Annotated in this window: 6 protein-coding genes; 1 reads left to right on the forward strand and 5 read right to left on the reverse strand. The window is 40.8% G+C overall.

Annotation, left to right across the window (positions count from 1 at the left end; translation table 11 throughout):
• The 3 genes from BUW93_RS04270 to pruA all read right to left on the reverse strand — a co-directional run.
• Nucleotides 1-1327, reverse strand: a 1327-nt coding sequence (locus BUW93_RS04270) for an HYR domain-containing protein (RefSeq protein ID WP_198536979.1), incomplete at its 3' end; no start/stop codon positions are given.
• A gap of 258 nt (nucleotides 1328-1585) precedes the next feature.
• Entirely contained in the window at nucleotides 1586-11908 is a 10323-nt protein-coding gene (locus tag BUW93_RS04275; protein ID WP_081209527.1) for a PKD domain-containing protein, read from the reverse strand.
• A 347-nt stretch (nucleotides 11909-12255) separates the two neighbouring features.
• Nucleotides 12256-13899 (reverse strand): L-glutamate gamma-semialdehyde dehydrogenase, encoded by a 1644-nt coding sequence (gene pruA, locus BUW93_RS04280; RefSeq protein ID WP_081209529.1) that lies wholly within the window; start codon nucleotides 13897-13899, stop codon nucleotides 12256-12258.
• 140 nt (nucleotides 13900-14039) lie between these two features.
• On the opposite strand from pruA, the gene BUW93_RS04285 reads away from it, so the two are divergent.
• Nucleotides 14040-14747: an NRDE family protein gene (locus tag BUW93_RS04285; RefSeq protein WP_081209531.1), complete on the forward strand. Its 708-nt coding sequence runs from the start codon at nucleotides 14040-14042 to the stop codon at nucleotides 14745-14747.
• On the opposite strand, the gene apaG is transcribed toward BUW93_RS04285, so the two are convergent.
• Nucleotides 14744-15130: a Co2+/Mg2+ efflux protein ApaG gene (gene apaG, locus BUW93_RS04290; RefSeq protein WP_081209533.1), complete on the reverse strand. Its 387-nt coding sequence runs from the start codon at nucleotides 15128-15130 to the stop codon at nucleotides 14744-14746. The two genes, BUW93_RS04285 and apaG, sit on opposite strands and share 4 nt — an antisense overlap.
• A 13-nt stretch (nucleotides 15131-15143) precedes the next feature.
• Complete coding sequence (locus tag BUW93_RS04295) at nucleotides 15144-16229, reverse strand: DUF3667 domain-containing protein (protein WP_081209535.1); 1086 nt, start codon at nucleotides 16227-16229, stop codon at nucleotides 15144-15146.
• Between the last annotated feature and the right edge of the window lie 9 nt (nucleotides 16230-16238).

Below are 16238 nucleotides of genomic sequence, written 5' to 3' on the forward strand. Positions count from 1 at the left end.
TTGAATCTATTACTAAATCAGCCGGAGCTGTAATAGTTGGAATCTCATTATCCTCAACGGTAATGACCTGTGTTGCTTCAGCGGTATTTCCTGCATTATCGGTAACCGTCCAGGTTACTGTAGTTTCCCCTAAAGGAAAAGTAGCCGGAGCATCATTTTCTACAGAAGCAACTCCGCAATTGTCACTTGTAGTAGAGTTTCCAAGGCTTACATTGGTAGCATCACAGCTTCCAGGATCTGAATCTATAACTAAATCAGCCGGAGCTGTAATTGTTGGTGCCTCATTATCTTCAACTGTAATTTTTTGAGTGGCAGTAGCAGTATTTCCTGTATCATCGGTGACCGTCCAGGTTACCGCGGTTTCTCCTAATGGAAAAGTAGCCGGCGCATCATTTTCTACAGAAGCAACTCCGCAATTGTCACTTGTCGTGGAATTGCCAAGGCTTACATTAATAGCGTCACAGCTTCCTGTATCTGAATCTATAACTAAATCAGCCGGAGCTGTAATTGTTGGTGCCTCATTATCTTCAACTGTAATTTTTTGAGTGGCAGTAGCAGTATTTCCTGTATCATCGGTGACCGTCCAGGTTACAGTGGTTTCTCCTAATGGAAAAGTAGCGGGAGCATCATTTTCTATCGAAGCAACTCCGCAATTATCAGTTGTAGTAGAGCTTCCAAGGCTTACATTAGTAGCATCACAGCTTCCAGGATTTGAATCTATAACTAAATCAGCCGGAGCGGTGATTGTCGGATTTTCGTTGTCTTGAACAATTACGTTAATAGATTCTGTAACCGAGTTATTTGCCGCATCGGTCACGGTGTAAGTAATCGTTGTAGTCCCAATGTTGAATGTTTTTGTACCTACCTGCCCGTTTCCACTTCCGGTGGTAACCCCGGTTAATTTCCAATTTAAACTTACGCCAGAACAATTGTCGCTGAAAGTAGCGTTAGGAATAGCAATAGAAGCAGAACATTGGCCTGCATCTGTGGTGTCAGAAATTTCATTTCCGAGGGTGATTTTTGGATTCTCATTGTCTGAAATAATTACTAACTGGGTATCGGTAGCGGTATTTCCAGAATCATCGGTGACGGTCCAGGTAACCGTGGTTTGACCTACTGGAAATTCGTTCGGTGCATTATTGGTGACACTACCACCTGATCCTCCAAGGCTTGGAGTACCTAAACTGATATTTGCTTTTAAAGAATAGCACTCACCGGAATCATTAACCTCATTGACGTCTTCAGGTGCAGTAATTGTAGGTTCATATAAATAGAAGCCTACGAAATAGGGGGTTAGCTCTCCTGAACTAATATTTATATTTTTCACAGGAAAGTCTGCAGCCAACAGAAAACTGCAGCTGAATAAAGTAAGGAGGAGACTGATTGAAAAAGATTTCAACCGGAGAGTAATTTTACCCATAGGCATTCTTCGTTAAAGAAAGAGTAAAATTACATATAAAAAGTTAAGTCCTACAAATTTTATAGCCTAAATTTTATATTTAAAGGCTTAAAAATCAGATAAAAGGCCTGATTAGGGATTAAAATTATTTTATTCGTAGGAATTATCTTTCAAAATAAATATTAATTACTTCATCAGGAACTTGATATTTTTCACTCCTGAGGGAGTAAGCAGTTTTACAATGTATACGCTGGAGCCTATTGGCCTGATATCCAAAATGATTTCTTTGGCCTGAGGTATTTCTTTAAAATCCTGGATTCGCTTACCAACCAGATCAAAGATCATTACTTCATTAATTTTTATAAGATCAGGGTTCATAATTATCAATTCTCTGTTGTCATGATGGTAACGTATTTGGATATTGGTTAATTCTGCCTCCGGATTTGGTTCCTCAGGAATAATTTGATCAGGTTCTTTATGGAACACAATCTCAAAGCGGTCTAGTATTTCTCCGACTTCTGAAACTCCTTTATAATCAGCTTTTCTTAAATCGTGAATGCTGTCATTCATATTATCTTTCAAATATACCGGTTTATCAGCCGGCCAGTTTTCCAGGGTATCGATTTTAAATGTAAATTCTGATTGTCCTTTAATTCTTACTCCCAGCGGTAACACCTGGTCTTCATTAAAGTCGGGCACTGCCTGGATTACGTATTTATCTTCATCGATCATCCAAAACATATCTTCTACGCTGTTATCTCTTAAGAGTGCATCGTAACCCCAATCAAAACCATTAGTAGTTGTTGGAATTGCAGCCGCTAGGATCTGCCTGTGATACCCTGTAGGAGATCTGAAATTAAGCCTTATACGAGGCGGCTCTTCTTGCTGTTGTTTAGAAGTTTTTTCACGATTTTCGTGACTCAGAAATATAGAGGTGCCACTTCCTGTTTCTCTTTTATATACCCGTTGACTATTTTTAAATTTTATATCCCCGCCCAGGGCTCCAGTGGTATTTATCATAAATCCCTGGCCTACTGGAATATATTGTCCCGGTAATTTTTTGCCTGTACCTCCTTCTTCATTTATTCGGTCATCATTAGAAAATGCAGGAGTAGCTCCTGTTTTGGTTAAATAAGCATAACCTCCAATATACTCTGCCAGGATATGATCTACCTCGATAAAATGATCCCAGAAATATATAGTGCCATCGAAAACACCATTTCCTCCACCATTGTCATCAATAAACTGATGCCCATCAATTGCTGAGGGATAAGGGTTGCCGATAAGATAATTCTGTCCAGTAGCTATCGGTAACTCAAAATCTCCGTTATGAGGTTTACCTTTGAAAACATAGTTCTGATCGGCAGTAATGGAAGCCGTGCCATCGGAACCTTTCATAGTATAGCCTTCCCCGGTTTTTAATAAACCCTCGGCTTCTACGTGATCCCATTCTGCATAAAGATTAGCAGTTGCAGGCGAGAAGCCCCAGATCCAGTAAGTGCTAATGGTGATAGGGTTAGATTTACCTCCATCAGCTGCCCAATAGGCCCCCTGAAAATTGATTGTTTGAGGATTAGAGGCTGTAGTACCATCCCACAAAATATCTCCCACCGTATAGCCGGAATTATTTGCAGCATCCTGGATACTCACCGGTGATGACCAGTAATTATAAACAAAGCTGTTTCGTTTTCCTTGTTGATCGCGTTCCAGCCAGCCTGCACTTTCCTCTGCTAAGATGCTTCCGGAATCCTGCAGTAATTGTGATTCACCTACCAGATCTATGTTCCCATTAAGCAAGAGATAATGGGTAACTCTTAACATTTGCCCAGGATTATACTCATCCTGAGTTCCTGATCGGGTTATGTTTAATAATTTGCCTGCAGTTTCAGATTTCAGGCCTAATACTGTGATGTCTCTATCTCCTGAATCTATATTATGATTTATTCGGGCTATGTTCCAGTCTATTGGAGTTGTCCCATTAATTCCATAACTATTAGGTGCATCCCAAACTGCAGGACGCAGCCAGGTATCAACTTCAGCCCAAATTTTTCCGTCAATAGCCGAAATATAAGGCAATGGTGCCGTATTTTCCTGGTTGGTTGTCATATTATGCAACCTACCGGGAATTTTATTGATTGCTAGATCCGGGGTTTCCCCATTTTGAGGCATTAAAGCAGCAGCAAAATTAACTCCCCATGGAGCACCTAAACCTGAAGGATCGGGTGCTTCAGAAATTAGTCTGTAATAGCCTGCTAAATCCCCCGCAGTTTGATCGTAAAATGGATCTTCTTGCCAATCCAGGTTATTTCCATTAAGGGTGTTGTAACTTCCGGCTACAGTTCTGTTAGGTATAATTTCTCCTTCTAAGGGTGTTATTACTGTTCCTGTGCCATCCAATTTCAATCTTTGATTCATCATGAAGCGAATTTCTTTCTGGGAAGGCGCATTATTCCAGATCCGAAGTTCTTCTATCCAACCTGAAAAATGGTTTGAAGTTGCTTTGGTATTGGCATTATATCTTGCTCCTATACTCGTATTATTAATACCTGAACCAGTAACCGTGATATTTCCCGATGGAATTCCATCAACCCAGAGATCCCCATTATTGGCAACGGCTATATGATACCATCGGGTATTCTTTTGAATACCTGCAGGTAGATTTTCCATTCTTATCTCAAAACCTGAGCTGCTAAAAATAACACCATTGGAGGCATCTGTAGTGCCAGAGCCATCTTCAAGAGGCCTGTCGAATGGACGTATCCAGGCTTCAATGAAATGGTTGCCATTATAATTATTTCCAAGATCCACATAATCATCGATTCCATCGAAATCGAGGGTGGTACAGGCAAGAATTGGTAATTCTACAGGGGTGTGAATAGGTGGGCACCCGGTATTTTCAATTATCTCACCATTCTCATCTTTAATTGTTGGGGTTAGTTCCCAGCTAATGGTGTAGTCCCCAAAATTTTCCGCTTCAAAAATTATATTAGGATTATTGACAGGATCTAATTCACTTTCAGAGTCCTGATTGGTTAAAATATACTCTTCAGGTCCTTCAATAACCCAGGCGCCAATATAACCATCAATTGTAGGGTAGTCGGTAACTGGAATCTCGCCCTGGAAATCTCCGGTCGTTGTGGCATTCAATTTAGCGGTATAATTTCCGCAGGGTCCGGTTATAGCTTCAACTTCTGTGGTATACTGATCAAAAACAAAAACCCTGATGGTTTCTGAGTTATCTAAACTCTCACAGGCATTCCCGTTACTGTCCAGTAGAATGGCAGTTTTAACTTCAAAATCGTTCCAACCGATTTTGCGGGGTACAAATGTGACCACTTTTTCGTTATCCTGGCCTATTTGTTCTAACACATTTTCAGAGTCGTTTATATCTTCATCATAGAACCATTGCAGTAATACATCCTGGGGCCCCTCTGGCACTTTGATATTATCTACGGCCCAAATATCACCATTTCTTTCTCCCCTGAATTCAAATCGAATTTTCAGGCCTGTTTCACCGAGATAGCTGCCTAAATCAAAAGTCATATTATTTACACCTGGTGTTCCGTCTGCAAAGCCTTCATAATAGCCACTGCTTGCAGGTCCGGTGATTTTATACAATTCTTTGTATTCAGTACCATTCTTTAATAAAACCACTCTTATAGTAGCGTTGGCGGTAAGGTTAAATGCTTGATCAAAAGTTAAAACAGCCTCATCCATACCTGTAAGATTAAAGGTGGGAGTGTCCATATTAGAATCATAGGTACTTTGTGCTATAGCAAAATGCTCATTGGTTTTTCCATCGCTAAGAGGGTTCCACCACATTCCTGTGATTTCATTGGTATTAATGTCTGCAGTTTCAAATTTCCATTTAGGTTGTGTTTTGTGCCAGTGAATGGGGTTGCCGGAGTCTGCATTTGCATTATAATCAATTTCATTCCCATCAGGATCAGTGAAATTCCAACCCTTATTCTTTATACCGGCATCGGTAAAATCTCCACCCTCAAACTTTCCAAACTCTTCTCCATAACCTGTTTCAGAGCTAAGCTGAATTTCACTGCCAAAACACAGAACTTCAGGATCTACCTCTACAGGGGACGGCTTAATATTTGAAGGGATTACACTAACTATTGCTGTAGCAGAATACACTTTATTATCACAAGCTCCATTGGTGATTACGGCCCTGAAAACTGTAGAAACATTATTTACATACATTTCAATGTCGGTTCCTTCAAGCTTATTAGTAGTGTTATTTATAGGGGTCCACTGGGTGCTATTCGAATTTCGGTATTCCCACTCAACAATTTCTCCTTCATGACCCGATAAGATAAGGTCTTCAGCATAACCCGAAACGGCATTTTCACAGGTCATAAAGATACGCCCTGAAGAAAATTTTAGTTCTCCCCCTAGAGGAAGTGCATCTATAGTAATTTCAGAGGTTTCTATAGCATCTACACAAGCACCATCCCCTTCGACTGTGTAGGTAATTGTATGATTTCCAATAATTCCACTATCATTAATCGTCCAGGTAATTTCCCCGGTTTCTGGATTCAGGCGGTTTCCTAAGGTAGTACTGCTGAAGCTGCCACCCGTTTGAAAACCTTCTTTAACAGTGGCTGAAGTTTGGGAAATACAGTAATCGGTTTGAGTATATTCAAAAGCCGCTTTTGGTTGTTTTGAAATGTTAATAGTGAATTCATGCGATACCTCTCCACAGGAATCTTCGTTTTCCCCTGTAAGATCCACGGTATTGATTATGGTAAAGCTACCTGCATCGCTATTTGCCAGGTCGATATCACCCGTAGCGGAATCTAAAACTAAATTAGCTTCTGTTGGAGTAGCGGCATAAGTAAATTCGCCAATACTGCCGTTTTGACTTAAAACTGGAGAAATTGTGGTGGCCATTTCCGGATCTGAACAAAATTCTGTGGCAGCATAAGTGAAATCAGGAATAGGTTTCTCGTTAATGGTAATGGTGAATTCTGCAGTAACCGGTTGACATCCATCTTCATTTGTACCTGAATAATCTACAGTTCGGGTGATTATGTAGGTGCCGGCAGCACTGGTGCTGAGGTCAATTGCGCCTGTATCAGGGTCTAATTCAAGCCCGTTATTATCAACAACAAAACTGTCAAATTCGTCGTGTCCTTCATCAAAGGAAATAACCGGATCAGTATTTAAGGTATTATCCCTGGTATCTTTGCAATACACCTCTGTATCGTAGGAGAAATCGGCTATAGGTTTTTCACCAATGGTCACAGTAAACTCTTTTTTTGCCTCGGTACAACCGGCCTCTTCGGAATTGATGGTATAAGTATATGTTAGGATATAAACACCGGGGCTTGTGCCATTTGGCGTAAATTCACCGGTAGTGCTATTTAGGCTTAAATCATTCTTGTTTACTGAAAATTCTCCAGTCCCACTATTAAGGTAATCTCCGGCTGTATATGGTAGATAGCTGGTTTCATCGGTTTCGCAGAACTCACCAGATGTTGCTGAATTATCGGTGGCGATATAACTGAATTCCGTAATTACCGGTTGAGGTATTATGGTGATTTCCCTGGTATCAACCGCCTCAGCACAAATCTGATCTTCACCAACCTCCAGAATAGCTGTTAAGGTGAATTCTATAGTTTCACCAATATCATCGGGATGAGGTTCGTAGGAGGCACCGTTTAAACTAGTAGCATTTGATATTACTCCCAGTCCATTCGACGTCCAGATGAGAGAAGTATGATTGGAAGCGGTGGCTCCATTACCAACATCAATGACAGTGGTTGTGCTGCATACTTCAAAATTGTTTCCTGCTTCAACAACAGGTGGTTCGTTAACACTGAGAACTGCGACACCAGAAGTGATGGTGGAACAGGAATATCCTGCCGGGCCTTCGATAAAGACGCTGTATTCTGCAGCATCAGAGAGCTCCACGCTGGTTAGATTTAAAGTTGCATTGGTTGCACCTGAAATCTCTACTCCATCTTTTAACCATTGATACTGGACTTCTCCGCCTGTCGCAGATGCAGCTATAACGAATTCTACATCATCCCCAAGGCATACTACCTCGTCTTGGGGTGGGGTTTCAATTGTTATATTTTCATCTACAGTAAGGGTAACCAGATTTGAAGCCACACTGGCACATGGCCCTGCCCCGGAGACCTCCACATAATAAGTGCCGCTATTTGTTGAATTTGCTGAAGAAAATTCAAGGATTTCAGAGGTAGCACCTGGGACCTCAGTTCCGTCCTCAAAGTACCATTGATAGGAGAGGCCATCTCCTGTAGCTGAAACCTCAAAACTAACGTCTTCTCCCGAACAGGTCCCAATATCAAATGGCTGGGAGTTAATGCTAACCTCTTTAAATATCTCAATTTCCACCGTTGTGGTAACGGCTTCACAAGCTTCTGTGGCAGGAATGGTATAGGTGACCGTATGCACCCCGGCAGTACTTTCAGAAGGAATAATATTACCTTGAGAATCAATTTCCAAACCTGAAGTCCCGCTAAAACTACCGGTATCATATGCTCCAACGGTTTCACTGAAAACCGGTGTTTGTGGGCTTGAATCAGATGTACAGAAAGGGGCATTTTCATAATTTATTGTTGCTCCTGGAACTGCGGTTATAATGACCGTTGTTTCTGAAATTTCAGATTCACATCCTCCTGAAGCAGGTATAGTATAAGTTATTGTATATTCTCCGGGATCACTACCGGAAGGAGTAATGTCTCCTGTCGTTCCATCGATGCTAAGCCCGTCAGGGGTAGAGGTGAAACTTCCTCCTTCAAAGGCACCCACTTTATTAGTGAATTCAACGGCTTTTTGTCCGGTGGTAGATGCACAGTATGGACCTGGATAAGATATGGTGACAGAAGGTATTTCTGTGATGGTTATTTCGGTTTGGGTAGTGACCTCGTCGCATCCGTCACCCGCTGTGTCAAGAGTATATGTTATAATGTAAGTTCCCGGATTACTATTTGCTGGAGTAATTAGTCCGGATTCTGAATCAATACTTAAGCCCGACGGAGCAGAAAAAATGCCCCCGGTAACTAAGCCGGTTCCTGAAAGCGTCGCCTGATAAGTATTTGTATCAGCTTCACAGATTTCGTTGGCTGTATAGGATATTTCAGGTTCAGGTTTTTCAGTAATAGTGATATCTGTGGTGGTTTCAACAAGCTCACAGCCTTCTGAAGCAGCAAGCGTGTAGGTTACCGTATAATCTCCTGCTGTGGAATTTGTCGGATCGATTTGGCCTGTTTCAGGGTTAATATCCAATCCCGAAGTAGAAGTAAATGTTCCGCCCTGGTAATTTCCACCTCCTGTAAGCGTTACATCGCCCGAAGCTACTGTTGAGCAAAATGGGCTTTCAGCATAGCTAATCTCCGGACTTGGTAATTCGGTAATGCTAACTTCGGTAGTCGCAATTTCTGATTCACAGCCTCCTGAAGACGGAATGGTATAGGTTACAGTATAGGTGCCGGGATCAACTTCTGCTGGAATAAAAACACCGGTTTCATCATCGATATAATTGCCTAGGTCTCCTGTTGCTGTAAAACTGCCATTCTGGTATGAATGTTCCCCTTGCAGGTTGGGCTGATCAATAGTATTCGTTCCCGAATTGCAATAAGGCCCGGAATAGGAAATTGTAGCTGTTGGAATAGGTGTAACTTCAATTTCGATTGAATCGTTAAGCGTAGCTGGACAACCAGGATCTCCGTCTGTATATTCTGATGAGACCAGGACAATGCTAGTGTTTTCGGTTAAAGTTCCTGTGGAAAGTGTTGTTGAAGCAGTGGTGCCGTCACCATTGCCAAGTTCTACCGTACTATTTACTCCTCCAAGACTGTAGGTTACTGTGGTATTTGGTGTGCCGCTAATGGAAAATTCGGTTTCAGTCCCGGTGCATATGGCTTCACTTGGGCCAATGATTTGTGCAGTGGGGTCGTCACGGAAATATAAGGTAACAGCATCTTCTCCTGCGTCACAAGCTCCGTTTGGCTTTTCGGTAATTATAGTGATGGTGACAGAGCCGTTAGCTAAATCAGTACCAGAAGGGGTGTAATTAAATGATAAATCACTAATAGCACCAGAAGGAAAGTTAATATTTACGCCTGAAGAAGAACTAAGACTGGAAACCTTTAATTTCTTTCCACCAAAGTTTAATTGGGCATCCAGAGATACAGGATCATTGGTACTGCATAGAGTTAAATCTTCTCCAAGATCTACAAATACATAATCGCTTATGGCAATGGCATTTGCATCATTTAGATTAGCTGGAGTCTCTCTTCTTGTACTATTACCACAAATATTAAAAGCCTCCACACCTATTACCACAGGATTGGAATATTGTGCTGAGGCACTAACATTCACCGTAATTGAATTGGTGTTTTTTTCTCCGGTTATATCCCAACCAGAAGGTAAAAACCATTCATAACCTAATGCATTTGGATCATTCGGAACACTTAAACTAAGTGTAGCGGGTGGACATATCAAGTAAGAGGTTGAGGTGATCGCACCGGGCTGTGCCGGAACACCATCGGTTACAACAATTTCAAATTCTTTGGCAGTACTTGCCCCACAATTATTAACTGCCTGAACGGAGAGATCCAGGGTTCCTGCAGAGGTGGCTGTGTATACTAATTCAGGTTCGGTGGTTGTTTGAGTTGTACTATCAGGCAATGTCCAAATATAAGAAGTAGCTGTTGGTACCGGAGCAATAGTGTAGGTGCCGGCTGTTCCCAAACACACTTTATTGTCTTCCCCATCTCCGGAATTAGGATAGGTGATGGCTCCGGGCATCGCGGGTGCCGGGTCTTCAATATTTAGCGTTTCTGTGTCTGCGGTACTGTCCCCACAGGAATTGCTTGCAAAAACTGAAAGCGTTCCCCCGTTAGTGCCGGGAAGCACATTAACCGAAGTTGTTCCGGCAGCTACAGTTACAATATTCGAGTTGGTGTTATTTACATTCCATCCTGAAGGAAACTCCCAGGTATATTCTTCAGCAAAATCGATTTCGGAAATAGTGTAAATTTCTTCGGTGCCGGTACAGGCATTTAATACTCCTGAAATTTCAGGTTGGGCGGGAATACCTGGTTTAACTTCAACAGAAAGTGTTTGTGGAGCATTATTCCCACAATCATTTTTTGCAATTACACTAATCTGGCCATTTTGATTATAATTTCCGGCCGTTACTTCAATTTCATTACCATTATTAATCGTGAGGGTCCAGCCAGAGGGGAGGCTCCATTCATAATTTGTTACGGTATTATCATTGGTTACCGAGTAGGTTATCATCTCGCCGGGGCAAACTTCAGTAGGACCATTAATTACTGCTGGAGTTGATGGTATTCCATCATTCACGGTTATACTTAAAGTTTCTTCGATACCGGTGCCGCATTCGTTACGAGCAGCAACTGAAATATTGTATTGTCCGGAGTTATTGAAGGTCCATTTTATTTCTGGAGAGCTGGTGGTTTGGTTACTTCCATCGGGCAAAGTCCATATATAATCATCGGCATCGGAAACAGGGCTAATCGAATAGGTTTCTTCAATGCCTGGACATACCAGTACCGGTGCAGAAATAGGACCGGGTTTATCCGGTATTCCGGTATTTACCGTTAAGGCAATAGTTTCTTTTGGGCTTGTTCCACATTCATTAACCGCCTGAACCGAAAGCGTATGACTACCCGGGGTATTTATGCTTAACAGAAGTTTTGTTGAAGCAGTGGTTTCGGTAGTGCCATCGGGCAGGGTCCAGAGGTATTCGGTGGCATTGGTAACCGCCGAAATGTTATATTCTTCCTCCACGCCCGGGCAAATCAAGGCCGGTGCCTGTATTGCTGTGGGTTGATTAGGTGTGCCAGGTTTAAGCTTAACTGTGATTCCTGAGCTTGTAAAATCATCAACACAGGGAGTCCCGGAATTTACCCTTAGGGAGATCACATCAGAGCCCGTTGGACTATATTTTAAGGTTGTGGTCGCCTCAGCAGGAGAAAATGGCTGATTATTTAAAAGCCATTCATACTGGGCACTGCTTCCGCCGTGATTATTGATGTTGGTAATAGAGTAAACAACCTCCTCCCCGGGGCATATTTCGGTTTTATCGGCTTGAATGCTTACATTTCCCGTTTGTTCCTTGTAAACAGTGATGATCCCGCTTGCCGGACTAATAACAGTTTTTTCATCTGTAGTACCGCTACAGTAAGTAACGATCAACTGAAATCTGTTATTTCCAATCGCTGGAGCGTAATTATTGAGATCTTTACCGGTTGCACCAGAAATATCAGTATAAGCATTATTACCAACTTTCACTTGCCATTGGTAAGTATATGCTTCTGTTTGGGAAGATGGACTTATAGTTGATGTAAAAGAAATAGTCTCACTTTCACACAAAATAGCTCCCGAAGTTGTAGAAATTGTAACGCTTGGTGCATTATCTGTACACTGCCCAAATCCATTTCTGGAATTCAGCAGAAACAAGGAAAATATAAAGAATATAACGAGTAATTTTTTTCCCATAATTGTAATGCATTAGGTGGAACAATAAATTACGTAGGGATAATTTTATGCTAACTGAGGTCTGGCTGGGTAAACCATTGGGGCGAAGACAATTAACATTTAAAAATAAGGAATTTTAAGAAGTAAGAATGTTTTTTTCGTTGAATGGGTTGATTAATCGTTTAAAATGCACGCGGTTTTAAATTTTCCTATTATAAAAAAGTTATAGTTAATTGGAATACAGCTTTTTGAAGTTTAAATATGCTGGGTTGGGGTGAATTAAAGAATGCTGAGGAATACCTTAAAAACAAAAAAAGCCACAGCTTTTTTAAGGCTGTGACTTTTTGTAAGATAAATTCTTACAAAAACTATTCTCCCAGGAATGGGTATCTATAATCTGTAGGAGTTACAAAGGTTTCCTTAATTAATCTTGGGGAAATCCAACGTAGGAGATTTTGTTTAGAACCTGCTTTATCATTAGTTCCACTGGCACGGGCTCCACCAAAAGGTTGTTGTCCAACCACAGCACCTGTGGGCTTATCGTTAATGTAGAAGTTTCCGGCAGCGTTTTGCAACATTTTAGTGGCTTTGGCCGCTGCATAACGATCTCCAGACATAATTGCTCCGGTTAGTCCATAGATACTGGTATTATCTACAAGCTCAAGCAAATCTTCCCATTTTTTCTCAGAGAAATTTTTATCATCATATACATAAATAGTAACTACGGGACCGAAGAGTTCGGTTTCCATAGTGACGTATTTGGGATCGGTAGTTAGAATAACTGTAGGTTCTATGAAATAACCTTTAGATTTATCGTAATTACCACCAATTACAACCTCAGCATCCTTGTCTTTTTTCGCACGGTCAATATAGCCTGCTAATTTATCGAAGGCTCCTTCGTGAATAACGGCGTTAATGAAATTGCCCATATCTTCGGGAGATCCCATTTTAAAAGAACTTACATCTTCCGCTACATAATTTTTAACTTCAGGCCAAATACTCTTTGGAATATAAACTCTGGAGGCGGCACTACATTTTTGTCCCTGGAATTCAAAAGCTCCGCGGGAAATGGCAGTGGCCACTTGTTTTGGGTTTGCGGTAGGGTGTGCAACAATGAAATCCTTACCACCGGTTTCCCCAACTATGCGTGGGTAAGTTTTATATTTTTCTATCCTTGTTCCAATTTTACCCCAAATATCTTTGAATACAGTGGTACTACCGGTAAAGTGTATCCCGGCAAAATCTGGACTGTCCAGAAGAATATCGGTGATCATTACCGGATCTCCCATTATCATGTTGATAACCCCATCGGGCAATCCTGCTTCACGGAACACTTCCATGATAATTTGTGCTGAAAATACCTGGCTGTCACTGGGTTTCCAGATTGCTACATTCCCCATTAAAGCCGCACTTGAAGGTAGGTTTCCTGCAATAGCGGTAAAGTTAAATGGAGTAATGGCATATACAAATCCTTCCAGTGGGCGGTACTCTACCCTGTTCCAGTTGCCTTCAGAAGATTCGGGTTGCTCATCATAGATCTGGGACATATACTCTACGTTGAAGCGTAAAAAGTCACACAACTCACAAGCCGAATCGATTTCAGCCTGAAAAATATTTTTTGACTGGCCAATCATAGTAGCGGCATTGATCCTGGAGCGGTAAGGCCCCGCAATAAGATCGGCGGCTTTTAAAAATACAGCAGCACGCTGTTCCCATTCTAAATTTGCCCATTCCTTACGTGCTTCCAGAGCAGAGTCTATAGCCTGTTGAACGTGTTTTTTGTCTGCTTTATGATAAACACCAAGATCATGTTTGTGATCGTGAGGAGGATGCATGGTAGCCGTGTCTCCTGTCTTAATTTGTTCTTTGCCAATATATAAAGGCACCTCCATTTTTGTGTTATATAGATCTTTGTAAGTAAGCAATACTTCTTCTCTTTCCGGTGATCCCGGTTCGTACGATTTCACTGGCTCATTTACAGCCACAGGAACGTGAAAAAATCCTTTTCCCATAATAATTTATTTAAGTTTTTCTGATTATTAATTCTTGCTGTTAAAGGTAAAAAAATTAAGCGATTTTAGGCAATAACGAGATCGACTTCACGAAAGCTTAACTATTTTAGTATTTTGAGGTAATTTTTTAAGAAAATTCTATGTGCACCATCAGTTTGGCTCCTTTAAGTATTCAGCAAAATAGCTTTGTTTTAACCTTCAACAGAGATGAAATCGTGGAAAGGCAAACTTTGCCCCCTGACTATGAAAATATAAATGGCTCCAATTTAATTATGCCTAAAGATAAGAGGGCCGGAGGTACCTGGATAGGGGGGAGTTCAAAAAAAAGAGTGGTTTGCCTTATGAATGGAGAGTTCAAGCCCCACCAGAGAAATTTGCCTTATCGATTAAGTAGAGGGTTGGTTGTGAAAGAATTTCTTGCTGCTGAAAATGCTATTGACAGTCTGGAAAAATATAATTTTGATGGCGTGGAAGCTTTCACTTTAATTTTAGCCGACTGGAAAACAGAACTGGAGTTCTTTGAATTGGTTTGGGACGAAAAAAGAAAACATATTAAACAATTGGAGTTAGTCCCGCATATTTGGTCTTCTTCTCCTTTATATTCTGAAGTGGTTAAAACAAGGAGGGAGGAGTGGTTCGCAGAAATAAGGGGTAGCCTAAACCCGGAAAATATTTTGAATTTTCATCATAACGCAGGAATTGGGGATAAAGAACAGGACCTGGTAATGGACCGGGGTTTTTTAAAAACCCAAAGTATTTCTCAAATAATCGCGAAACCATCCCATATAAATTTCTGGTACAGGGATCTGAATACTTCCCAAATAACAGAGAAAAAACTGAAACTCTAATTTAAAGCAAAGGGAACACTTAGTTTAAAAGAAGGAATTTGAACCTTAAATTTTCGGGTGGTGGTGAAATTAACCATATTGTAATATCCGCTCATAGCCCCAAAAGGTGAAGTTAACAGGCAACCGCTACTATAGGAATGAGATTCCCCTGGCTTTATTACCGGCTTTTTGCCAATTACTCCATCTCCTTTTACAATTTCGGTATTATTCAAGGCATCTTTAATCCTCCAGTATCGGGAGGTTAATTGCACCGAATCGTTGCTTTGATTTTCAATAGTAATTCGATAAGCAAAGGCAAATAATTTCCTGTAGCTTCTGAAAACAGAACCTTCAAAACTGGTCTCAACAGAGATCTTAATTCCTCTTGTAACTTGTTGAATCATATTGAATTATCTCTTAGTATAGTGCGAAAGATGCGATTATGGATACCACCCCTGCGATAATTGCTAAGGTAAAAAATATAATATTGAGCAACATAAACTTTACAATGGTTTTAACACGATTTTGCCCGTAGAATTTTCGCATAGCTTTATAGAGGTAAAAGATGAAAATTAAGGTTGCCAGTGTGATTCCTAACTCGGTATTGAATATGTAATCCACAAGAATTGCAAGACCATAGAGGACAAAAAATGTGGTTTGCACGTGAAAGGTAAAAATAAGATGTTCCATATAATTAAATGCTCGGCGTAGGTAAAGCAGCCAGATAAAAAAGGCAAAAACCGGGAGGTAGAAAAAGATGATAAATGGCAACTTATTGATAAAATAATTGAGGAACAATTGTGGGTTGCTTTTTAGTATATTCCAATCGGCAGCTTTTTTGTAGAGCCAGTGATTAAAATTGCTTTGGGGATGCCTTAAGCTGTCCATAGCTTGTGAGGAGGATAGTATCTTTGTTTGTTTGTAAAATTTTGAATAAATATTAAATTTATTACTGTTAGCCTCAAAAAACCTCATACTGTCTAAGGCGACAGAATCGAGATACACCTCCTGGTAAGTTGCTCTTTCTTTGGCTTGCTGAGTTCTTATAAGGGAATCTAACTTAATTTCTCTACCATTTATTTCAGGATTAGGGATATCAAGAGAATCAGTGGCTTGTTGGGCAGTGGTGATCTCGTCAGCATCCAGGTTTGAAGGAACTGGATCTAACTCAAAGCTATTTACAAACCCCCAGATTAGAAAGAATATAATAGAAGCGCTAAGGTAAAACCTGAATGGGTTAGCATAGCGCATTCGCTTTCCTAAAATATAATCTTTCGAAATCTTACCGGGCCTGAAAAGTAATGCTTTGATAGTTCGCCGAAACCGGGAATCGTAGGCAAAGATGCCTGCAAAGAATTCATTGAAGAAATCGTCTAGAGCGAGCTTTTTTGTGCTGTTCAGCTGTCCGCAGGCAGGACAATATTTATCGCTTCTGTCAAGTTCGTGATCACAGTTAAGACAGCGCTTACCACGATATTTTAAATGGCTTCTTTCTTTTTCCATTTAAGTCTA

Source organism: Salegentibacter sediminis (genome assembly GCF_002078605.1).
In the GTDB taxonomy this organism is placed as follows: Bacteria; Bacteroidota; Bacteroidia; order Flavobacteriales; family Flavobacteriaceae; genus Salegentibacter; species Salegentibacter sediminis.